Below are 22835 nucleotides of genomic sequence, written 5' to 3'. Positions count from 1 at the left end.
CCCTTACGCCTGTGGCTTGCGCAACACACCATAGACCACTTGGTAAGTGGCGGGCAGCCCCTGGGGCTGGCGAAATGCCTCATATGCCTGCAACAAACCCTGCATGCGGGCACGGCCGGTGAGCCCCGAGGGGCGGCCCGGGTTGATATTGTGCGCGCCCAGGGCCTTCAACTCGTGGGTCAGGCTGCGCACATCGGGGTAGTGCAGCACGTGCGCGCGCTGCTGCAGCGTCACCTGCTCCAAGCCACTGCCCGCGCACAGGCGTTGGTAATCGTCGAAACGGCGGAAGCGGTTGACATGCACCAGGCCATCCACGGCCTGCCAACTGGCACGCAGCTCATCGAGAGTGCCGACGCACAGGCTGCTGAAGGCCAGCACACCGCCCGGGCGCAACACCCGGCGCGCCTCGTCCAGGACACTGGCGAACTGCCCGCACCACTGCACCGCAAGGCTGGAGAACACCAGATCGACGCTGGCATCGCGCAGCGGCAAGCGTTCGGCATCGCCGACCACGTGGTACTGCGCGCCGCGCTGTTCAGTGCGGGCATGGCGCAGCATGCCTTCGGCGATGTCCACTGCCACGCCACTGGCCTGCGCGAAGCGCTCGGCCAACACCCGGCTGAAGTGCCCGGTGCCGCTGCCCAGGTCCAGCCAGCGCGACGGTGCCAGGCCCTCCGGTAGCTGGCCCAGCAGGCTCATGCCGACATCACGCTGCAAGGCCGCGACACTGTCGTAACTGGCCGCCGCGCGGGAAAACGAGGCCGCTACCTGGCGCTTGTCCGGCAGCGCGCCGGGCAGGGTCGGACGGGAAAGGTCAGTCATCGCCACTCTCATGCAGGAAACTCTTGATGCCCGCCGCCAGCTCCTGTGGGTACTCCAGCAGGAATGCGTGGGAACTCTCTTCGACCAGGCCGACTTCCACGTCCGGCAACAGTTCGCTCAGGGCCTTGGCGGCCTCCGCCGGTACCAGCGCATCACTGCCGGCGAACAGGTGCAATTGCGGCCCGGCGTAGTGTTGCAGCGCAGCGCGGGTGTCCAGTTGCGCCAGCACCTGCAATCCACTGGCAAGGTACAGCGGGTCGGTGTCTGGCACCCCGACGCCAAGCTGACGCAGCAATGTACGCGGCTGCAGCGCGCCGTCGCTGCACAGGGTGCGAAAGCGCTTGAGCGTCACCTGGGTGTGGCTGCGGCAACCGTCCAGAAACGTGCCAAAGGTGTCTTCGGCCATGCCGTGGGGCCAGTCCGGCCGCGCCACGAAGCTGGGGTTGCTGGCCAGGGTCAACAAGCCACAGCAGTGATCGCCGCGCTGGCTTGCCAACGCGCTGGCCAGCATCCCGCCGAGCGACCAACCGCCCAACCAGGTGTCGGTGGGCAGCTTGCGATCGAGGTGATCGACCCAGGCTTGAACATCAGCGTCGGCCAGCTCCGGCAGAGGCATCAGTTCGACCTGCAGGCGGGCATCCTGAGCGCGCAGGCTGGCCGCCAACGGCTCCAGCGCCGCAGTACCCAGCCCCCATCCGGGCAGAAGGATCAGTCTGTTACGCATCGGCGGCCTCCAGTTGTGGATAACACTCGGCCAATGCATTCAACAATAGCTGCACCTGCGCTTCACTGTGCGCGGCGCTCAGCGTCACCCGCAGACGGGCGCTGCCGGCGGGCACGGTGGGCGGGCGGATCGCCGTCACCAGCAAGCCACGCTCGCGCAGCATCTGCGACAGGCGCAGTGCCTGCGCGCTGTCACCGATCATGATCGGCTGGATCGGTGTCGGGCTGTCCATCAACTCAAGGCCGATCTGCTGCGCGCCCTGGCGAAACTGGCGGATCAACGCGGCCAGGTGCTCGCGGCGCCAGGTTTCGCGGCGCAACAGCTCCAGGCTCTTGAGCGTGGCACAGGCCAACGCCGGCGGCTGGCTGGTGGTGTAGATGTAAGGGCGTGCGAACTGCACCAGCGCCTCGATCAGTTCCTCGCTGCCGGCAACGAAGGCGCCTGCGGTGCCGCAGGCTTTACCCAGGGTGCCGATCAGCACCGGCACGTCATCGACGCCCAGGCCAAAGTGCTCGACGATGCCGCCACCTTGGGCGCCCAAGGTGCCCAGGCCATGGGCATCATCGACCATCAGCCAGGCGCCGCGGGCACGGGCGACCTTGGCCAGGGCCGGCAAATCGGCAAGGTCGCCATCCATGCTGAACACGCCGTCAGTCACCACCAGGGTATTGCCGACGGCCTTGTCCAGGCGGCTGCCCAGGCTGACCGGGTCGTTGTGCAGGTAGCGGTTGAAACGGGCGCCACTGAGCAGCCCGCCATCGAGCAGGGAGGCGTGGTTAAGGCGATCCTGCAACACCGTGTCGCCCTGCCCCACCAGCGCGGTGATGGCGCCCAGGTTGGCCATGTAGCCGGTGGAGAACAGCAATGCACGCGGGCGCCCGGTGAGTTCCGCCAACGCCTCCTCGACCTGATGGTGCGGCGTGCTGTGGCCGACCACCAGGTGCGATGCGCCACCGCCGACACCCCAGCGCTCGGCGCCAGCCTGCCAGGCCGCGATCACGTCGGGATGATTGGCAAGGCCAAGGTAATCATTGCTGCAGAACGCCAACAGCGGCCGGCCATCGACCACCACTTCCGGCCCCTGGGGGCTTTCCAGCAATGGCCGTTGCCGATACAGGTCTGCAGCGCGCCGTTCGGCCAGGCGCGCCGCCAGGTCAAAGGCCATCTCAGGCCGAGGCTGCGTTGTAGAACATCTCGCTGCTGCGCTGTTCGACCAGCGCCTGTTCGATGGCGGCCTGGTGCACTTCATCGGCATGCTCTTCGCGGGCCTCAGGCTTGATGCCGAGGCGGGCGAACAGCTGCATGTCCTTGTCGGCCTGCGGGTTGGCGGTGGTCAGCAGCTTCTCGCCGTAGAAGATCGAGTTGGCGCCTGCCATGAAGGCCAGGGCCTGCATCTGCTCGTTCATCTGCTCGCGGCCGGCGGACAGGCGCACATGCGACTTGGGCATCAGCAGGCGGGCCACTGCCAGCATGCGGATGAAGTCGAACGGGTCGACATCTTCTTCTTCGGCCAGGGGCGTGCCAGCCACCTTGACCAGCATGTTGATCGGTACCGACTCTGGGTGCTCGGGCAGGTTGGCCAGCTGGATCAGCAGGCCGGCGCGGTCGTCCAGCGACTCGCCCATGCCGAGGATGCCACCCGAGCAGATCTTCATCCCCGCATCGCGCACATAGGCCAGGGTCTGCAGACGCTCGCTGTAGGTACGGGTAGTGATGATGCTGGTGTAGAACTCCGGCGAGGTGTCGAGGTTGTGGTTGTAGTAATCGAGGCCGGCCTGGGCCAGGGCCAGGGTCTGGTCCTGATCGAGCTTGCCGAGGGTCATGCAGGTTTCCAGGCCCATGGCTTTGACGCCTTTGACCATTTCCAGCACGTAGGGCATGTCTTTGGCCGACGGGTGCTTCCACGCCGCGCCCATGCAGAAGCGGGTTGAACCAATGGCTTTGGCGCGGGCGGCTTCTTCCAGCACCTTCTGTACTTCCATCAGCTTCTGTTTTTCAAGCCCGGTGTTGTAGTGGCCGGACTGCGGACAATATTTGCAATCTTCCGGGCAGGCGCCGGTCTTGATCGACAGCAGGGTCGAAACCTGCACACGGTTTGGGTCGAAATGCGCGCGGTGCACAGTCTGCGCCTGGAACAGCAGGTCATTGAACGGTTGCTGGAACAGCGCCTTGACCTCGGCCAGGGACCAGTCGTGACGTGTTGTTGCAGTTGTGCTGGCGCTCATCGGCGTTTCCTTGTTTAGGCTGTAACTGGCGCCGGGACAGGATTGCCCGCCAGCGCATCACGGATAGCTCGCATAGTCATGGAAGGCCTATGAACTGTCAACCCAGCCTGAAAGCACTGGTTTACAAGTGTACAAATATCAACCAGCGCTGTTTGCTATGCGACGCGGCTGCCGAACAGGCGTATCCGTTGTGTATCGCCTGCGAGCAGGAGCTGCCCTGGCTGACAGACTATTGCCTGCGTTGCGCCCTGCCTTTGCCAATGGCCAACCTGACCTGCGCCCAGTGTTGTCGCCGGGTACCGGTGTTCCACCAAGTCATCGCGCTATGGCACTACGGGTTTCCGGTAGACACCCTGATCAGCCGTTTCAAGCACAACCGCCAGTGGCCTTTGGGGCGGTTGATGGCCGAATTGCTCGGCCATGGCCTGCAACACCGCTATGCAGAAGGCTTGCAAGCACCTGACCTGCTGTTGCCTGTTCCGTTGGCCAAGCGTCGACTGCGTGAGCGCGGCTTCAACCAGGCGGGCATGCTGACGCGCTGGCTGTCGTCGCAGTTGGGCATTGCGTGCGACGAGCGGGTGCTGCTGCGTACACGCGAGACCCCGGCGCAGCAGCATCTGGATGCCAAGGCCAGGCGGCGCAACCTGCGCCAGGCGTTCTGTGTCACCGGCCATGGCGCGTTGGAGGGCAGGCATGTAGCGGTGGTTGACGACGTGCTGACCACCGGTGCCACGGCGCAGGCGATTGCCGAGGTGCTATCCAGGGCCGGGGCACGCAGGGTGGATGTGTATTGCCTGGCGCGCACGCCCAAGCCTGGGCAGATGTAATCTGCGTGGGGCGCTATGGCTTGACGATGCGTTGCCATGAAGGCACCGTCCCTTGATCAACTGCTGACTACCCTGCCCATGCCCCTGCCCAGCCTCCTTACCCAACACATCGCCCGCCGCCCGCATCGCATCGCGCTGCTGCAGCACATTGCCGAGCAAGGCTCGATCACCCGCGCCGCCAAGGCCGCAGGCATCAGCTACAAAGCTGCCTGGGACGCCATCGACGAGCTCAACAACCTGGCCAGCCAGCCCTTGGTCGAGCGCAGCACCGGCGGGCGGGGCGGCGGCGGGGCGCGGCTTTCGGCCGAAGGCGAGCGCGTGCTGCGGCTGTATCAGCGCTTGCAGGCATTGCAGGCGCAGGTACTGGAGGCGGCCGAACACTCCAGCGACCTCGACCTGCTCGGGCGACTGATGCTGCGCACCAGTGCGCGCAATCAGCTGCAGGGCAAGGTCAGCGGCCTGCGCCGGGAAGGCCGGCATGATCGGGTAAGCCTGGCACTGGGCGGCGGCCTGGAAATCGAGGCGCTGATTACCCACGACAGCACCGCGCGATTGGAGCTGACATTGGGGACAATGGTCGTGGCGCTGCTCAAGGCAGGATGGGTGCAACTGCTGGGGGATGGCGATGAAGCCGACGCTGGCAGCAACGGCCTGAAGGCAACGGTCGAGCAGGTGCTGGCCGAAACCGACGGGCCCAGCGAGGTGCGGTTGGCGTTGGGTAACGGGCAAACGTTGTGCGCGTTTGCCGAGCAGGACTGGTTGGCACGCAATCGCGTTGATACCGCCAGCACGGTGCGGGTGCAGTTCCATCCTTCTTATGTGCTGCTGGGGGTGCCGGTGTAGGACCGGTTGGGCGGGTTGGAATGCGCTACCATGGCCCCACGCCGCCCATCCCCGGAGTCACCATGTCCCACCCCTTCGACACCCTCACCCCCGACCTGGTCCTGGACGCCGTGGAAAGCATTGGCTTTCTTAGCGACGCCCGTATCCTGGCCCTGAACAGCTACGAGAACCGCGTCTACCAAGTGGGCATCGAAGACTCACAGCCGTTGATCGCCAAGTTCTACCGCCCAGGCCGCTGGAGCGACGAGGCCATCCTCGAAGAACACCGCTTCACCGCCGAGCTTGCCGATTGTGAAGTGCCCGTGGTCGCACCTCTGCAGCACGATGGCCGAACGCTGTTCGAACACCAGGGTTTTCGCTTCACCCTGTTCCCCCGCCGCGGCGGCCATGCGCCGGAGCCCGGCAACCTCGACCAGCTGTATCGCCTCGGCCAGTTGCTCGGCCGCCTGCACGCCGTTGCAGCGACACGCCCGTTCGAGCATCGCGAAGCGCTGGCTGTGGACAACTTCGGCCACGCGTCACTGAAAACCCTGCTGGAGGGCAACTTCGTACCGCGAGAATTGCTACCCGCTTTCGAGTCTGTTGCCCGCGACGTACTGAAACGGGTCGAAGATATCTACGCCCGTACCCCACACAAGGCAATCCGCCTGCACGGCGACCTGCACCCGGGCAACCTGATGCATCGCGACGAGGTCTATCACGTCGTCGACCTCGACGACTGCCGCATGGGCCCGGCGGTGCAAGACCTGTGGATGATGCTTGCCGGCAGCCGCGAGGAACGCCTCGGCCAGTTGGCAGAGCTGATCGACGGTTACAACGAATTCCATGACTTCGACCCGCGCGAGCTGCCCCTGATCGAGCCTTTGCGAGCCCTGCGCCAGTTGCATCACAGCGCCTGGCTGGCACGCCGCTGGGACGACCCGGCCTTCCCGCGCAGCTTCCCGTGGTTTGGCCAACCTCGCTACTGGGGTGACCAGATTCTCGCACTGCGCGAGCAGATGGCTGCACTGGATGAGCCGCCGCTGAAGTTGTTCTAAGCCTTTCAGCCTGGAATAACAGAACTTTCTCACCGGCTCGACCTAGTATTTTTGCCAGTAGGCAAGGGCGAGGGCTGGGTGTAAAAAACTCCCAAGTCAGCGTGGGAGTTTTAGTCATGAAAACACAACTTACCCCGGCACCGAGCGCGCGCGGGTGTCGGCGTCTGTCGCCCTGAGTTTCCCTCTTTTTTGCATTCGCAAACAGTTAGCGCGTGCTCAAAACCCTTAAATAGTAGGCATGCGACACATTCGATCGCAAGCGTAGTGTAAATCTAAACATATGCCCGGAGATGAGACGCTCATGAGTAACTCGACAAAACAGTCGCTTGAAGACCTCCTGGAAGAGCTGGGTAAGGCACGAAAAAACTTTAACTACCCGGTGATCGTGGCGTTTGATAGAACCACCGCAAACCATGTATTGAAACAGGAGTTCATTGAACATTATACGGAGGGAGAATTCATCCCCCCTCTGACTAGCGAAATTGATCTCGAATCAGGCATCTCCTATCACAAGCTACTGGATTTTTGCCTGGATGAACCCAGGCTATCCTTTGAAAACGCAGACCTCAGCGATTCTAGAGCAAAACTGTTGATGCGAACGGTCAGGGGAAAGCAAATTCAGTTGAGCCAAGCATCCGGCAGCACACGCAGACGGGTGACGAAGTTGGCAGAGGCGACCCCTATCAATGGTCCAGCGCTTGTGTTTGATGTTGAATTAAAAGGAAGTAACGCGCAGATATCTGAGGAAGGCGAGGTCTACTTCAATATTGCCCTCAGCAAAAACTATACATTCCACGGTGGCGTGACGGAATTTGAAAAAGGTAAACTGGGCGAGCACTTCGGCATTTACTTCGCATCACTGAGACCTAGAAAAGTTCAATATACATTGGGTAAGCTTTCCAATTTAGAAAACTCAGCCATAAAGCCAGAAAAATTTGCAATTCGTACCCACGGAGGTCCCGGATCAACGCTTAGAAATGAAGAGAGCTTTGGTGACGGGGCAGTCGTATTATTTGTAGAAATAGAAGGATTCGATAGCGCCGACGCTGTGCCGCCTGATGAAAACGGCAAGCTACCTTATCTCATACCTGACGGCCATAGTTCAAGCGTGATGGTCAACTCTGTTTACGTGATGGAAAATCTAATTATTCCTCAACTTAAATCGAGCCCTTCATATCTTAATCTGCTTGACTGGGAAAGGACGGACGTCAGTGGCACAGTAAATCTCGAATATGCCGCCAACGGATCATTCCCTGTACCGTCAATCGATACAGGCAGACCATCAAATGATGTAGGCATTCAATTCTATTGTGATGCATTTACCTACACCGCCCCTCCAAAAGGAGATGCTACAAAAAAACTGAAAGCTGAGTTTCGCGATGGACGACTGCGAATTTCCTGGATTGGCGGTTATGATGTATATGCGCATGTTGCGTGGTGGGCAGTGGGTGACCCTGGCTATTCAAAAGGCCGGTATTATTGCAATTGGGATATCCGTCACGATTATGAGTTTTCCGTGAAGGCATCGGGAGACAAGCAACAAATAGAACTCAAAAGGACGGGAGGACACGAAACCATTGCCTGGCATGTAAGCGATGAATTAGAGGCAAGCCTGCGCCCAGAAAATCAGCACATCCGAGATTACATTGAAGCGCGAACAAACGAACTGTTTAAAGATTTCTTACTTGGCATGAACGAGTCTTTGGGGAGCATAAGTTCAGAAATTGATACCTTCATCCTGTCCTCCTTACTGTTCCGCAACTCGCAAATTAGTCTTGATTCCGCCCATTGGCCAAATGATGTGATCACGGTGGGCCAACTTGCTCCTGACCGTAGCAAGTTCACCATAACACCGAGCACCAACGGTGAGATCAGCGTGCTGGCCGGTTCGAGCACAACGTTCAAAACGGAACCTGCCACCCCAGGCGTTACCTGGAGCGTGAGTCACGTTCCTGATTACCCCGGTGACGACGACTCCAAAGGTTCCATTACCCCACAGTCCGGAGTTTACACCGCTCCCACGGGAGACAAGTTCAACGGGAGCCACATTAAAGTCATTGTCACCGCTAAAACCGCGGAGCACACTTCGCATGTCTTGGTGAGTACGCTCCGGACCACCGTCAACGCTTACCCCACGGTCATGACAGTTAACTTAAAAGCCTATGGCGATATCATAGGCGGTGAGATGAATGGCCAAGCAGTCAACTGGCAAGTCAAAGGGCTAGGCCGCATTGAAGATAACCCGACGCCCGACCCTCTGGCACAAGCCTCTAAACGGTACTATGCCCCCGCAGAAGTTCCAGAGTTTGAAGAAGGCATGCCCGCAGTTGATGAGGTCATGCGCCTTGATCAAGTCGTGATCAGCAACGGAGCTTCCAGCAAAACCGTCCACATACTCCTGCCTGTTGAAACCGAAGCGGCTTATTGGTTGAAGCCCATCACGGCCGGCGCCGGCGTAAAGCTTGAATTCTGGAGAAAGCCCAGGAACAAGCCAGAAGAGCAAGTGCCAGCCGACGATACTTCGTGGTATGTGCGCGTCGGTAACGGCACCATCGCAGGCGGTGTCTACACGCCCCATGCGTCTAAACCTGACGAGGACTGCATTGTCATCGTCGCGATAGACGAATCGCAAATGCTGGTTCAATACGCCAGTATGATTGTGCCCATTCCCTTTATCGACGCTGAACAGTTCGTGTCGCTTTACGAATCTGTAGAAGCCAGTGACAAGGCACGCAGGTTGCGCCTAAACCAGAAATGACCGGTTGAGCGTATTGACGGCCCGATTTTGCAGTGCCGTCCACACCGATAACCAGGGCCCAGCCCTGGTTATCGCATTTTCTGGCTACGCAGTTGGGCCGCCTTCCTTTACCTCAGCAGCATCGGCCGCACGAGAGCACACTCCGCAAGCGCGCAGGAAATACCCGAACAAGTCAGCACAACGCACCAACCTGTGCTGAAATAGCTCGGCGCTTCATTTAGCTACCTAAGCAAGGATTCTGCATGCACGCCGCAAACCCGCAACGCGGGTACATCCTGGGCCTCAGTGCCTACATCATCTGGGGCCTGTTCCCCCTGTACTTCAAAGCGATCCAGAGCGTGCCAGCGGTGGAGATCATCGTCCACCGGGTACTCTGGTCGGCCCTGTTCGGATCGCTCCTGCTACTGGTATGGAAGCACCCCGGCTGGTGGCGCGAACTGCGCGACAACCCGCGCAGGCTGGCTATCCTGGCATTGAGCGGGGCGCTGATCGCCGGTAACTGGCTGACGTACGTATGGTCGGTAAACAATGGCCGCATGCTCGAAGCCAGCCTGGGCTACTACATCAACCCGTTGATCAACGTTTTGCTGGGCATGCTCATCCTCGGCGAGCGCCTGCGCCGCCTGCAATGGCTGGCGGTGGCCATGGCAACGGTGGGGGTGGCCCAGCAGGTGTGGCAGGTGGGCAGCCTGCCGTGGGTCTCGCTGGTACTGGCGCTGAGCTTCGGCTTCTATGGGTTGATCCGCAAACAGGCACCGGTGGCGGCGCTGCCGGGTCTGGTGGTGGAAACCTGGATGTTGGTGCCACTGGCCCTTGGCTGGCTGTTACTGCACCCCGCCGCGATGAGCGCGCAGGGCGCGTTCTATACCAGCAGCGAAGCGCTGTGGTTGATGGCGGCAGGGCCGGTGACCCTGGTGCCGCTGGTGTGTTTCAACGCCGCCGCGCGCCATCTGCCGTACACCACGCTGGGCTTCTTGCAGTACCTGGCGCCGACCCTGGTGTTGCTGCAGGCGGTGTTGCTGTTTGACGAGCATTTGTCGTCGAGCACGCTGGTGGCGTTCATGTTCATTTGGGCGGGTTTGGCGATCTATAGCGTCGATGCCTGGCTGAATTTGCGCAAGCGGCGCTGATCAAATAATGATCAAATCTCTGCAGGGCACGCCTTTCGTGGCCTGCAGAGACATCTCCAGAGGTTATCCACACCCTCGTCCCCGTGCTTTGTGCACAAGCTGCTGATTATTGGATGTTTTTTGATCAAACCTGGGGAAGCCTTGATGCGCCTGGGCTGGAGAGGTACGCCCCCAGGTTATCCACAGGGCCGTCCCTGTGAAACAGGGGATAACCCCGGGGCCGCTGCGCGCCCCTTTCGCGACACAAGGCCGCTCCCACAAGGGATCACGGTTTTCCTGTGGGAGCGGCCTTGCGTCGCGAAAGGGCCGCACAGCGGCCCCAGCAATCTAGGATCACTCCTCCGCCCGCAACTCCAACTCCACCATCAAATCATCCGCCAAGCTCTCCAGCCGCTGCCGCAATTCTTCAAGCGACAACGTCAACGGCAGCGCCAGCAACGCATTGGCATGGAACAGCGGCTCGCTGCTCATCGGTGCAGGCCGCACTTCGGTAGTAAAACGCTCCAGGTTAACCCCAAGTTCGGCCAGCAGCCTGGTGATATCACGCACGATCCCTGGCCGGTCATTGCCCACCAGCTCCATGGCGATCGGCTTCCAGGTGCACGAAGGCTCGATGCCACTCTCGGCAATCAACACACGAATGTCATACCGCGCCAAGCCCTGCAGCGACGCGACCAGTTCCGCGTAGTTTTCCGCCGGCACAGCCACCCGCAAGATGCCGGCGAACTGCCCGGCCATGCGTGACATGCGGCTCTCCAGCCAGTTACCGCTGTGGTCGGCGATGCACTGGGCAATGCGCTCGACCTGGCCGGCCTTGTCAGGGGCAATCACAGTGAGTACAAGATGATCCACAAGCCCTTCCTCTGTGTCGAACCGCGCTGGGCGGCAATAAACCGGGGGATCGACTCAGTATAGGCAAGGCGCGGCAACCTGCCGCAGGGCAATCGACATAACGAATCGTGTACTGTTTCAAGATTTATCTGGAACAATCCACCTGTTTTTTGCGAACATACCCACTCCCAGCGTGACCATACGCGACCAACGGGTCGCACAACGACGCTTTTAGTCTGATTTTGCCCCGCCTACTGCTTCATGTAGTATCCCGTGGCGCGGACTACAAAACGTCGTTTGGATGTCTGCCAAGGCGCCTGTGAAAATACGCACACTGCCCGCCAGCCTGTCTGGCAGGCCGCACCCAGCCGCCCTTGGGTTCATTCACCCAGGGCACGCACTGGTGCCGTGTTTAGAGAAGCGCTACAGGCTTAATACGATGAGCGAAATAGCTGAGCAGAGTGAGGCAAGCAATGACTGGATACGTTCAAGTCGGTGGCCTTCAGGTCGCCAAGGTCCTGTACGACTTCGTGAACAACGAAGCCATCCCCGGGACCGGCATCGTCGCCGAGCAGTTCTGGGCAGGTGCAGAGAAGATCATCAATGACCTCGCTCCAAAGAACAAAGCCCTGCTCGCCAAGCGCGACGAGCTGCAAGCCAAGATCGACGCCTGGCACCAGGCACGCAAAGGCCAGGCCCATGACGCCGTAGCCTACAAAAGCTTCCTCCAGGAAATCGGCTATCTGCTGCCACAAGCCGACGATTTCCAGGCCACCACGCAGAACGTGGACGAAGAAATCGCCCGCATGGCCGGCCCGCAGTTGGTCGTGCCGGTGATGAACGCCCGCTTCGCCCTGAACGCTGCCAACGCCCGCTGGGGTTCGCTGTACGACGCGCTGTATGGCACCGATGTCATCAGCGATGAAGGCGGCGCCGAAAAAGGCCAGGGCTACAACAAAGCGCGTGGCGACAAGGTTATTGCCTTTGCCCGTGCCTTCCTCGACGAAGCCGCGCCACTGGCTGCCGGCTCGCATGTCGATTCCACCGCCTACAGCATCCAGGACGGCAAGCTGGTCGTCGCCCTCAAGGGCGGCAGCAACAGCGGCCTGCGTGACGACGCACAACTGATCGGCTTCGTCGGCGACGCCGCCGCGCCGACCGCCGTGCTGCTCAAGCACAACGGCCTGCACTTCGAAATCCAGGTCGATGCCAGCACCCCGGTGGGTAGCACCGATGCCGCCGGCGTCAAAGACATCCTGATGGAATCGGCACTGACCACCATCATGGACTGCGAAGACTCGGTCGCGGCCGTAGACGCCGATGACAAGGTCATCGTCTACCGCAATTGGCTGGGCCTGATGAAAGGCGACCTGGCCGAAAGCGTGAACAAAGGTGGCAAGACCTTCACCCGTACCATGAACCCAGACCGCGAGTACGCCGCGCCTAACGGCGGCAGCGTCACCTTGCACGGTCGTTCGCTGTTGTTCGTGCGCAACGTGGGCCACCTGATGACCAACCCGGCGGTCCTCGATGCCCAGGGCAACGAAATCCCGGAAGGTATCCAGGACGGGCTGTTCACCAACCTGATCGCCCTGCACAACCTCAACGGCAACACCAGCCGCAAAAACACCCGCACCGGCAGCGTCTACATCGTCAAGCCGAAGATGCACGGCCCTGAAGAAGTGGCCTTTGCCGCCGAAATTTTCAGCCAGGTCGAAGACCTGCTGGGCATGCCGCGCAACACCGTCAAGGTCGGCATCATGGACGAGGAACGCCGCACCACGGTCAACCTCAAGTCCTGCATCAAGGCAGCCGCCGAGCGCGTTGCGTTCATCAACACCGGCTTCCTCGACCGCACCGGCGACGAAATCCACACCTCCATGGAAGCCGGCGCTGTGGTGCGCAAAGGCGCCATGAAGAACGAGAAGTGGATCGGCGCTTACGAAAACAACAACGTCGACGTGGGCCTGGCCACTGGCCTGCAAGGCCGCGCGCAAATCGGCAAAGGCATGTGGGCCATGCCCGACCTGATGGCGGCCATGCTCGAGCAGAAGATCGCTCACCCGCTGGCCGGCGCCAACACCGCCTGGGTACCTTCGCCGACTGCCGCGACCCTGCATGCCCTGCACTACCACAAGGTCGATGTGCAGGCACGTCAACGCGAGCTGGCTACGCGCACCCCGGCTTCGGTCGACGACATCCTGGCCATTCCGCTGGCCGCCGACACCAACTGGTCGGACGAAGAGATCCGCAACGAGCTGGACAACAACGCCCAGGGCATCCTTGGCTACGTGGTGCGCTGGATCGATCAGGGCGTGGGTTGCTCGAAAGTGCCAGACATCAACAACGTCGGCCTGATGGAAGACCGCGCCACCCTGCGCATCTCGGCCCAGTTGCTGGCCAACTGGCTGCGCCATGGCGTCGTCAGCGAGGCGCAGGTGCTGGAAAGCCTGAAGCGCATGGCGGTGGTGGTTGATCAGCAGAACGCCAGCGACGCCCTGTACCGCCCGATGGCGCCGAACTTCGACGACAACGTCGCGTTCCAGGCGGCTGTGGAGCTGGTGATCGAAGGTGGCAAGCAGCCGAACGGTTATACCGAACCGGTACTGCACCGTCGTCGTCGCGAGTTCAAGGCGCGTAACGGGCTGTAAAACGCAAGGGGCCGCTGTGCGGCCCATTCGCGGGCAAGCCCGCTCCCACAGGTACCCCACTGCATTCGAGCTTAGTGGGGTACCTGTGGGAGCGGGCTTGCCCGCGAATGCTATGGCACAAGCAGCCGCCCTACTTGAGCCCTAACTCTTTCTTCACCAACCCCAGCAGTTTCTCCAAATCCACAGGTTTGAGCAAAAAATCCACCACCCCCAAGTGCATCACGTCAACGGCCTCTTTCACATCGGTGTCGCCCGACACCACTATGATCGACAACGCCGCCCACCTCGACTCTCGAATCTGCCGGATCAGCTCCATTCCATCCTTGGGTTCCATGCGCAGATCAGTAATCATCAGGGCAATTCTGGGCTCCCAGTGCAGTTTCCACAGCGCTTCCAGAGCACCGTCGGCCGTCATGCAATCGATGCCTCTGCTTTTCAGGTAGTAGCTCAGCGCCTTGCTGTTCACGGCATTGTCATCGACCACCAACACCACCGGTCGGGGCGCAATAGGCGCACTCACCACAGCCAGTGCCTCGCGTTCGGCGTCACTCAGGAGGTCGTCATGCTCACCCATGGTCATCTCGTCAAAAAGTCTTGCTCACGGTAAGGCCCCACCTTGCGATATTGATCACACGCCATTCATAGACTTACGTCCAATGGGCACCACAGCGCAGCCAGCCGACCATGGGGACCGAGAACAACAAGGCCGGTATCTATATATAGATATATATAGTTCGGCGTAGCGATACGGTCAGTTTCATGAGCAAAAAGGACGCCTACAGCCAGGCGGGCAGGACGGCAGTGCTGCAGAACATACAAGGTACGTTGCAGTTTCTGCAGCGCTTCCCACCGTTCAACCAGATGGAGCACGGCCACCTGGCGTATCTGGTCGAGCAGTGCCAGCTGCGTTTCTATGCCAGCGGCGAAAGCATCGTCAAACCCGCCGATGGCCCGGTCGAGCACTTCTACATCGTCAAACAGGGGCGAGTCGTCGGCGAGCGCCAGCACCTGGTCAAACCCGGTGTGGAAACCACCTTCGAGATCACCAGCGGCGAATGTTTCCCCCTGGCCGCCCTGCTGGGCGAGCGCGCCACGCGCACCGAGCACCTGGCCGGCGAGGACACCTTCTGCCTGCAGCTGAACAAGGCCGCGTTCATCCGCGTGTTCTCCCTGTCGGAAGCCTTCCGCGACTTCGCCCTGCGCGGGGTCAGCAGCTTGCTCGACCAGGTCAATCAGCAGGTGCGCCAACGCGCCGTGGAAACCCTCGGCACTCAGTATTCGCTCAATACCCCCCTGGGCGAACTGGCCATGCGTCACCCGGTGGTCTGCAGCCCCGACATGCCGCTGCGTGATGCTGTGCGGCTGATGCACGAGCAACAGGTCGGCAGCATTGTCGTGGTCGACCCCACGCGCTACCCGATCGGCATCTTCACCCTGCGCGACCTGCGCCAGGTGGTGGCGGCCGCCGATGCCGACCTGGGGGCGCCGATCGAGCGGCACATGACCGCCAAGCCGTTCTACCTCAGCCCGCAAGCCAGCGCCTTCGACGCCGCCATGGCCATGACCGAGCGGCACATCGCCCATGTTTGCCTGGTAGACAACCAGCGCCTGTGTGGGGTGGTGTCCGAACGGGACCTGTTCTCCCTGCAACGGGTCGATCTGGTGCACCTGGCGCGTACCATTCGTCATGCACCACGCCTGGAAACCCTGGTTTCCCTGCGGGGTGAAATCAGCCAACTGGTCGAGCGCATGCTTGCTCACGGCGCCTCGTCGACGCAGATCACCCAGATCATCACGTTGCTTAACGATCATACGGTCTGCCGGGTGATCGAGCTGGCCCTGGCCGAGCGTGGCGACCCAGGCGTGCCCTTCAGCTGGTTGTGCTTCGGTAGCGAAGGGCGGCGCGAGCAGACCCTGCACACCGACCAGGACAACGGCATTCTGTTCGAAGCCCGCGACAGCGCCGAAGCCGATGCGGTCCGGGCCCGCTTGCTGCCACTGGCGCAATACATCAACCAGTGCCTGGCTCAGTGCGGCTTTACCCTGTGCAAAGGCAATGTCATGGCCGGCAACCCCGAGTTGTGCCTGTCACGCGGCGAATGGGCGCGGCGCTTTGCCGGCTTCGTCCGCGAGGCCAGCCCTGAAAACCTGCTGGGTTCGAGCATCTATTTCGACCTGCGTGTGGTCTGGGGCGACGAGCAAGGGTGTGAGCAACTGCGCCAAAGCCTGCTGGATCAGGTTGCCGATAACCGTATTTTCCAGCGCATGATGGCCGACAACGCGCTACGCCAGCGCCCACCGGTTGGCCGCCTGCGCGAGTTCGTGCTGACCCGCCAAGGCAACGACAAGGCCGCCACCCTCGACCTCAAGGTGCAGGGCCTGACGCCCTTCGTCGATGGCGCGCGCTTGCTAGCCCTGGCCAATGGCATCGGTGCCTGCAACACCCTCGAACGCCTGCGTCAGCTGGTGACCAAGGGCGTCATCGAACCACTCGACGGTGCGGCGTATGAAGAGGCTTACCACTTCATCCAGCAAACCCGCATGCAGCAGCACCAGCGCCAGACCCGCGATAACCTGCCCTACTCCAACCGCGTCGACCCAGACAGCCTCAACCACCTGGACCGGCGCATCCTGCGTGAATCGCTGCGCCAGGCGCAGCGCCTGCAAAGCAGCCTGGCCCTGCGGTACCAGCTATGAGCCTGTTCGCCTGGCTACGCCCCAGCATGCCCGACCTGGACGAGGCCTCGCGCCAGCGCCTGGCGCAGTTGCCCAAGCCCGCGCCGCTTGGGGTGTGCACGTTGCGCGAGCAACGCTGGGTGGTGCTGGACCTGGAAACCAGCGGCCTTAACCCTAACCGTGACCAGGTATTGTCGATTGGCGCCGTGGCCATCGAAGACGGCGCCATCGACTTTGCCCAGCAGTTCGAACGCACCCTGTACCGCCCGACCCAGAAGACCAACGCCAGCGTGCTGATTCACGGGTTGGGGCCCAGTGCCCTGGCGGCCGGCTGCGACCCGGTCGAGGCGTTGATCGACCTGCTCGACTTCATTGGCGACAGCCCGGTGCTGGCGTTCCACGCCCCCTTCGATCAGCGCATGCTCGCGCGCGCCCTGAAAGAAAGCCTGGGCTATCGCCTGCAGTTGCCGTTTCTCGATGTTGCCGAACTGGCACCGATGCTCAACCCCGACACAGTGCTGCGCGAGGCGGGGCTGGATGACTGGGTGGCGCGTTTTGGCCTGCAAGTGGAAGAGCGCCACCATGCCAGTGCCGATGCCCAGGTCACCGCTGAGTTGGCCTTGATCCTGTTCAGCCAGGCCCGCCGCCAGCAGCTGGACAGCCCATTGCAGCTGGAGCAACGGTTGCGGGGTTGGCGGCGGCGCAAGCTGCACAATCACGGCCTGTGATTTTCATGATGGCCCCGCTTGCCCGCGAAGAGGCCGGCACAGGCAACACATCTCCCTGGTGGCAATCCGATAAGCGTCCATTGCGCCCCGCCCCCCGCCTCTGCAACAATCGCGAATAATTATCGTTAGTTAATGCATTCGTTCCGGGGGGACGCTGCTTGTCTTCTGCACAGAGCCCACACGCCGAGCTGGTCGGTGCACTGTACCGCGACCATCGCGGCTGGCTGCTCGCCTGGCTGCAACGCAGCATGGCCTGCCGTCAGCGTGCCGAAGACCTGAGCCAGGATACCTTCGTGCGCCTGCTCGGCCGCGATCGGCTGGACACCCCCCGCGAGCCCCGCGCCTTTCTGGCGGCCGTGGCCAAAGGGCTGATGTTCGACCATTTCCGCCGCACCGCGCTGGAACAAGCCTACCTGGCCGAACTCGCCCAACTGCCGGCAGCCGAACAACCCTCCCCGGAAACCCAGCACCTGATTCTCGAAGACCTAAAGGCCATCGACCGCTTGCTGAGCAAGTTGTCGAGCAAAGCCCGTGCAGCCTTTCTGTACAACCGCCTGGACGGCATGGGCCACGCCGAAATCGCCGAGCGGCTGGGTGTTTCGGTCTCTCGGGTACGCCAGTACATCGCCCAGGGCATGCGCCAGTGCTATGTGGCCTTGTACGGGGAGCCGACGTGAACAGCTCACCGGTATCGTCCCGCGTGCTGGAAGCAGCCATCGCCTGGAAACTGAGCATCGATGAAGGCAGCAGCACAGCCGACGAGCGCAGCGAATTCATGCGCTGGCACGCCGCCAGCGAAGAACATGCCCGCGCCTGGCGTCAATTGGGCAGCCTCGACCAGCGCGTGAGCGCCGCTGCCGGGCCCGCGCGCCAGGCGCTGCTGCAGTCGCGGGCCGGGATGCGGCGGCGGATCGGCAAGCTGGGCGGTGGCCTGGCCGGAATGTTCCTGCTGGGTTCCTTGTTGGCCTGGGTCGGCGCCCCTTCGCTGTCACCGGGATACTGGCTGGCCGATCAGCGCACCGCCACCGGCGAGTTGCGCACCCTGCGCCTGGAAGACGGCACCCTGCTGAGCCTGAACACCCATACCGCGGTGGATATCGACTATGAAGGCGAGCAACGGATAATCGTGCTGCACCAAGGCGAAATCTCGGTCGAAACCGGTCACCAAGACCCCCGCCCTTTGCTGATACGCACCGACGACGGCCGTCTGCGCCCGCTTGGCACGCGCTTCCTGGTACGCCGTGAGGCACACGGCACACGCCTGGAAGTACTGCAGGCCTCTGTCGCCGCCATGCCGCTGAACAGTGGCGACGAACAGGTACTGCACGAAGGCCAGCAAGTGCTCATGGATGCCAACGGCCTCGGCCAGGTTGGCCAGGTCGCGGCTGGCGTCGATGCCTGGACCCGCGGCATGCTGGTGGTGGACAACGTACGCCTGGCAGATTTGCTGGCCGCCCTCGGCCACTACCGCAGCGGCCATCTCGGGGTGGCCGACGACGTGGCCGACCTGCGTGTTACCGGCAGCTTCCCGCTGACCAACACCGACCTGGCCTTGGAATCGCTGGTGCCGGCACTGCCGGTGAAGATCGAGCGGCATACCCCATGGTGGGTGACCATCAAAGCTAGATAGATCTCTTTGGGCCTATCGCCGGCTCTCGATTCTTTTCACTTTTTTTCTGACAGCCCCTGTCACTTCTGAAATCTCGCTCGGCAAGGAAGCAGTAAGCACTTATCCGTCGAGGAGCCGCTGCATGTCCCGTACTGTCGATCGTATCCTGCGCCCCAGCCTGATGGCCCTCGCCATTGGCCTGGCGGCGCCGTTGGCCAGCCCTGCCCTGTTCGCCGCCGAGCAATCCGCCCCGCGCGCCTACGACTTGCCCAGCGCCCCCCTGGCCAGCACCCTCAACCAGATCGCCAGCCAGTCGGGCATCGCCCTGGCCATCGACCCGGCACTGGTCAGCGGTCGCACCTCGGCACCGGTCAACGGCCAGTACGATGGCATCGGCGCCTTGCAGGCCGCCCTGCGCGGCACCGGCTTGCAGTTGCAGCAGAGCAGCGTCGGCAGCTACAGCCTGATAGCTGCACAGGAAGGTGCACTGGCCCTGCCGGAAACAGCAATCAACGCCAATGCTTCGTACGAAAGCGCATGGGGCCCGGTTGAAGGCTATACCGCCACCCGCACTGCCGCAGGCACCAAGACCGATACAGCCATTGCTGAGCTGCCACGCTCGGTGACCGTTATCACCCGCCAGCAGATGGAAGACCGCCCCGTTCTCAACCTCAACGACGCACTGCGCTACACCGCTGGCGTACAGAGCAGCGGTTACGGCTCGGACTCGCGCAGCGACTGGCTGTTGGTGCGTGGCTTTGTTCCCACCCAGTTCCTCGATGGCCTGCCATTGCCCAAAGGCAACTACGCTTCGCCGAAGATCGAACCGTGGAACCTGGAGCGAATCGCCGTGCTGCGTGGTCCGGCGTCATCCGTCTACGGCCAGACCCCACCAGGCGGCCTGCTGGACATGACCAGCCGCCGCCCGGAGCTTGAAAGCAGCCACGAAGTCGAAGCGCAGGTAGGCAGCAACAACCATCGGCAGATCAACTTCGACAGCACCGGCAAGGTCGATGACGCGGGGCTGTTCCAGTACCGCGTGAGCGGCACCGTACGTGACAGTGGCACACCGATCGACCATATTCCGGACAAACGCTACAACATCGCCCCCAGCCTGACCTGGAACATTAACGACGACACTAAGCTGACGTTCATTTCCCAATACACCCGCGACGACACCGGTATCACCGGCCAGTTTCTGCCACTGCAGGGCACCAAGCTGGATAGCCCGGCAGGCAAGATCTCCCACCATAAAAATCTCGGGGACCCGGACTGGGAATCCTACGATCGCACCTACTACCACCTAGGCTACGCGTTCGAGACCCGCCTGAACGAAACCTGGCAGTTCCGCCAGAACCTGCGCTACGCGCGCAACGAACTGGACTTCAAGGGCATTACCGCCGGGGGCTCGATCTGGCCGGCGGGCCCGGACGAAGCGGTCAGCGCCGATGGCACCGTGCAGCGCACCGCCGGTATCGTCGAGGAAGACATCTCGCAGTTCGCCGTGGACAACAACTTCCAGGCCGACATCCAGACCGGCAAGGTCGCCCACACCGTGCTGTTGGGCCTCGATCACCAGCGCTCGGACAGCAATGCCCGCTGGCGCTGGGGCTCGGCCGGCGTGCCGTCAAGCAACATCCACAACCCGATCTACGGCCAGGATTTCTCGAACGTCCAGTACTTCGACATGTACGACTACGATCAGAAAACCCAGCAGACCGGCCTGTACATCCAGGACCAGATGGCCCTGGACAATTGGCGTCTGACCCTGGGGGGTCGCGAAGATTGGGTCCACACCGGCACCACCTTCCACAATCAGGGCGATGCGACCAACACCCAGCGTGATAAGCAATTCAGTGGCAACGCAGCGCTGAGCTATGTATTCGACAATGGCATTACCCCGTACTTCTCGTATGCCGAGTCGTTCCAGGCGGCGACTGGCGCTTCGGTGAACAGCACCGATGCGTTCAAACCCACTGAAGGCAAGCAGTACGAGTTGGGCATCAAGTACCAGCCGCCGGGTAGCAGAACCCTGCTCAGCGCGGCCGTGTTCGACCTGACCCAGGAAAATATGTCGGTGACCGAAGCCAGCGTAACCCGCCAGGTCGGTGAGGTCCGGGTCAAAGGCCTGGAGCTGGAAGCCACTTCGGATGTGACCCAGAATCTCAAATTGATTGGCTCCTACACCTACAACGACAGCGAGATCACCAAAGGCAACGATGGCGAGAAAGGCAAGCGGATGGCACAAGTACCGCGAAACCAGGCGACAGCATGGGCCGATTACACCTGGCATGAAGGCCCGCTCGATGGCTTCGGTGTGGGCGTCGGCGTGCGCTATGTGGGTGACACCTATGGCAACACCACCAATACCGATTGGGGTCATGTCGGTTCGTACACCGTCTACGATGCGTCGGTGCACTACGACCTGGGGCGTCTCAACGGCACCCTCAAGGGCGTGACCGTAGCGGTGGATGCCAAGAACCTGTTCAACAAAGACTACCTGTCGACCTGTGACGGTTACTACTGCTACTACGGCGACGAACGCAACGTGGTGGCCAGCGTCAATTACAAGTTCTGAGTGAAGCGGGTGCCGCCGTGCGGCCCCAATGCTTCTCAAACATAAAAACGATTCCGTGATGAAAAGCTCAACCATCCGCCGCTGGTCCGTGGTCCACACCTGGAGCAGCCTGGTCTGTACTCTGTTCCTGCTGTTGCTGGCCCTCACCGGCCTGCCGCTGATCTTCCACCACGAGCTGGAACACCTGCTCGGTGACGCTCCCGAACTGCGCGAGATGCCCGCAGGCACCCCGCACCTCGACCTGCAGCAGCTGGTGCTCAAGGCCGAACAACACCGCCCCGGCGAGGTGATGCAGTACTTTGGCTATGACGAGGACGAACGCAACGGCGTGGTGGCAATCACAGCCGCGACCGCCGGCACCGAACCCAATGCGTCGCACACCTTCATGCTCGATGCCCGCACCGGCGAAGCCGTCGCCATGCCGGCTGCAAACGGCGGCTTCATGATGGTCATGCTGCGCCTGCATGTGGACATGTTCGCCGGGCTGCCTGGCAAGCTGCTGCTGGCCTTCATGGGCGTGCTGTTTGTCGTGGCGATCATCTCCGGCACCGTGCTCTATGCGCCGTTCATGCGCCGCCTGAAGTTCGCCACCGTGCGCCACGACAAGTCCCGCCGCCTGCGCTGGCTCGACCTGCACAACCTGATCGGCGTGGTGACCCTGGCCTGGGCGCTGACTGTCGGTGTCACCGGGGTGATCAGTGCGCTGTCCGACCTGGTCATCGCCGCCTGGCGCAACGACAGCCTGGCCGCCATGGTCGCCCCCTACCGTGACGCCCCACCGCTCACCGAACGCGCCCCGGCCAGCCGCCTGCTGGCCATCGCCGAGCAGGCCGCGCCCGGCATGCGCCCGGACTTCATCGCCTTCCCCGGCACGCGCTTCTCCAGCGAGCACCACTACGCGGTGTTCATGAAAGGCGCCACGCACCTGACCTCGCACCTGCTCACCCCGGTGCTGATCGATGCCCAGACCCTGCAGGTGACCGCTGTCGGCGAGCGGCCGTGGTACATGGACGCCATGGGCCTGTCGCAGCCGCTGCACTTTGGTGACTACGGCGGGCGCCCCATGCAAATCCTTTGGGCGGTGCTCGACGTGTTGACCCTCATCGTGCTCGGCAGCGGCCTGTACCTGTGGTGGGGCAAGCAGCGCAAACCACGGGAGGCCAAGGCATGAGCCACACCTCGCGATCGACGCGGCGTATTTTTGCCTGGCCAGTACTGATCGCCGTACTGAGCGCACTCGGCCTGTTCGCGGCATTGCTTGGCGACGGTGGGTGGGACGGGTTGTCCTGGGTCGGGCTGGGCGTTCCGGCATGGCTGGTAATGCGCGGCTTATGGGGGCGCTGAGGTAGCCGGCTAACACTGGCAGCTGGCAGCAGCGGTGCAGCATGGTCCGCCC

The 22835-nt window shown here is 62.0% G+C and carries 19 protein-coding genes; 13 read left to right on the top strand and 6 right to left on the bottom strand.

Features of this window, described 5'->3' with window-relative positions; all coding sequences use genetic code 11:
- Positions 1-3: 3 nt before the first annotated feature.
- From bioC to bioB, 4 genes are read right to left on the bottom strand one after another with little or no spacing between them, the layout of a single operon-like run.
- A complete protein-coding gene (gene bioC, locus ACSSU5_RS12610; RefSeq protein WP_492561268.1) occupies positions 4-822 on the bottom strand; it encodes a malonyl-ACP O-methyltransferase BioC in 819 nt (272 codons plus the stop codon).
- A complete protein-coding gene (locus tag ACSSU5_RS12605) occupies positions 815-1546 on the bottom strand; it encodes an alpha/beta fold hydrolase (protein WP_264310601.1) in 732 nt (243 codons plus the stop codon). The genes bioC and ACSSU5_RS12605 overlap by 8 nt, the downstream gene beginning before the upstream one ends.
- Positions 1539-2711, bottom strand: coding sequence for an 8-amino-7-oxononanoate synthase (bioF, locus tag ACSSU5_RS12600; RefSeq protein WP_264310602.1), 1173 nt, complete (start codon positions 2709-2711; stop codon positions 1539-1541). The genes ACSSU5_RS12605 and bioF overlap by 8 nt, the downstream gene beginning before the upstream one ends.
- A 1-nt stretch (position 2712) precedes the next feature.
- Positions 2713-3771 (bottom strand): biotin synthase BioB, encoded by a 1059-nt coding sequence (bioB, locus tag ACSSU5_RS12595; RefSeq protein WP_492561267.1) that lies wholly within the window; start codon positions 3769-3771, stop codon positions 2713-2715.
- A gap of 89 nt (positions 3772-3860) precedes the next feature.
- Between bioB and ACSSU5_RS12590 the strand changes: the two genes are divergently transcribed.
- The 5 genes from ACSSU5_RS12590 to rarD all read left to right on the top strand — a co-directional run bounded on the left by ACSSU5_RS12590 (position 3861) and on the right by rarD (position 10366).
- The gene (locus tag ACSSU5_RS12590; protein ID WP_492561266.1) at positions 3861-4598 is read left to right on the top strand and encodes a double zinc ribbon domain-containing protein; all 738 of its coding nucleotides are present in this window, start codon (positions 3861-3863) and stop codon (positions 4596-4598) included.
- Between the two features lie 78 nt (positions 4599-4676).
- On the top strand, positions 4677-5441 hold the full coding sequence (locus ACSSU5_RS12585; RefSeq protein WP_264313987.1) for a TOBE domain-containing protein: 765 nt from the start codon (positions 4677-4679) through the stop codon (positions 5439-5441).
- A 62-nt stretch (positions 5442-5503) separates the two neighbouring features.
- Positions 5504-6478: a serine/threonine protein kinase gene (locus ACSSU5_RS12580; protein ID WP_264310605.1), complete on the top strand. Its 975-nt coding sequence runs from the start codon at positions 5504-5506 to the stop codon at positions 6476-6478.
- 301 nt (positions 6479-6779) lie between these two features.
- Positions 6780-9236, top strand: coding sequence for a hypothetical protein (locus ACSSU5_RS12575; RefSeq protein ID WP_492561265.1), 2457 nt, complete (start codon positions 6780-6782; stop codon positions 9234-9236).
- A 242-nt stretch (positions 9237-9478) separates the two neighbouring features.
- Positions 9479-10366 carry an EamA family transporter RarD gene (gene rarD, locus ACSSU5_RS12570; RefSeq protein WP_264310607.1) on the top strand — a complete coding sequence of 296 codons (888 nt, stop codon included), beginning with the start codon at positions 9479-9481 and terminating at the stop codon, positions 10364-10366.
- A 333-nt stretch (positions 10367-10699) separates the two neighbouring features.
- Here rarD and ACSSU5_RS12565 read toward each other — a convergent pair whose 3' ends face one another.
- Positions 10700-11218, bottom strand: coding sequence for a glycine cleavage system transcriptional repressor (locus ACSSU5_RS12565; protein ID WP_264310608.1), 519 nt, complete (start codon positions 11216-11218; stop codon positions 10700-10702).
- A gap of 452 nt (positions 11219-11670) precedes the next feature.
- Between ACSSU5_RS12565 and ACSSU5_RS12560 the strand changes: the two genes are divergently transcribed.
- Positions 11671-13848 carry a malate synthase G gene (locus tag ACSSU5_RS12560; protein WP_492561264.1) on the top strand — a complete coding sequence of 726 codons (2178 nt, stop codon included), beginning with the start codon at positions 11671-11673 and terminating at the stop codon, positions 13846-13848.
- Between the two features lie 130 nt (positions 13849-13978).
- Here ACSSU5_RS12560 and ACSSU5_RS12555 read toward each other — a convergent pair whose 3' ends face one another.
- Positions 13979-14428, bottom strand: coding sequence for a response regulator (locus ACSSU5_RS12555; protein WP_264310610.1), 450 nt, complete (start codon positions 14426-14428; stop codon positions 13979-13981).
- Between the two features lie 179 nt (positions 14429-14607).
- Here ACSSU5_RS12555 and ACSSU5_RS12550 point away from each other — a divergent pair, with 179 nt between their 5' ends.
- The 7 genes from ACSSU5_RS12550 to ACSSU5_RS12520 all read left to right on the top strand — a co-directional run bounded on the left by ACSSU5_RS12550 (position 14608) and on the right by ACSSU5_RS12520 (position 22783).
- Positions 14608-16545, top strand: coding sequence for a putative nucleotidyltransferase substrate binding domain-containing protein (locus ACSSU5_RS12550; protein WP_492561263.1), 1938 nt, complete (start codon positions 14608-14610; stop codon positions 16543-16545).
- Positions 16542-17252, top strand: coding sequence for a 3'-5' exonuclease (locus tag ACSSU5_RS12545; RefSeq protein ID WP_264310612.1), 711 nt, complete (start codon positions 16542-16544; stop codon positions 17250-17252). Before ACSSU5_RS12550 ends, ACSSU5_RS12545 begins: the two co-directional genes overlap by 4 nt.
- 158 nt (positions 17253-17410) lie before the next feature.
- Positions 17411-17929 carry an RNA polymerase sigma factor gene (locus ACSSU5_RS12540; RefSeq protein ID WP_492561262.1) on the top strand — a complete coding sequence of 173 codons (519 nt, stop codon included), beginning with the start codon at positions 17411-17413 and terminating at the stop codon, positions 17927-17929.
- The gene (locus ACSSU5_RS12535) at positions 17926-18882 is read left to right on the top strand and encodes a FecR domain-containing protein (protein ID WP_492561261.1); all 957 of its coding nucleotides are present in this window, start codon (positions 17926-17928) and stop codon (positions 18880-18882) included. Before ACSSU5_RS12540 ends, ACSSU5_RS12535 begins: the two co-directional genes overlap by 4 nt.
- A 121-nt stretch (positions 18883-19003) precedes the next feature.
- The gene (locus ACSSU5_RS12530; RefSeq protein WP_492561260.1) at positions 19004-21439 is read left to right on the top strand and encodes a TonB-dependent siderophore receptor; all 2436 of its coding nucleotides are present in this window, start codon (positions 19004-19006) and stop codon (positions 21437-21439) included.
- Between the two features lie 58 nt (positions 21440-21497).
- A complete protein-coding gene (locus tag ACSSU5_RS12525) occupies positions 21498-22610 on the top strand; it encodes a PepSY-associated TM helix domain-containing protein (protein WP_492561259.1) in 1113 nt (370 codons plus the stop codon).
- Positions 22607-22783 carry a hypothetical protein gene (locus ACSSU5_RS12520; RefSeq protein WP_492561258.1) on the top strand — a complete coding sequence of 59 codons (177 nt, stop codon included), beginning with the start codon at positions 22607-22609 and terminating at the stop codon, positions 22781-22783. The genes ACSSU5_RS12525 and ACSSU5_RS12520 overlap by 4 nt, the downstream gene beginning before the upstream one ends.
- Positions 22784-22835 lie beyond the last annotated feature (52 nt).

It is taken from the genome of Pseudomonas sp. E1MeOHC2, from assembly GCF_058745025.1.
The sequence above is the reverse complement of the archived record's forward strand: the minus strand, read 5'-3'. Positions and strand labels throughout refer to the sequence as shown.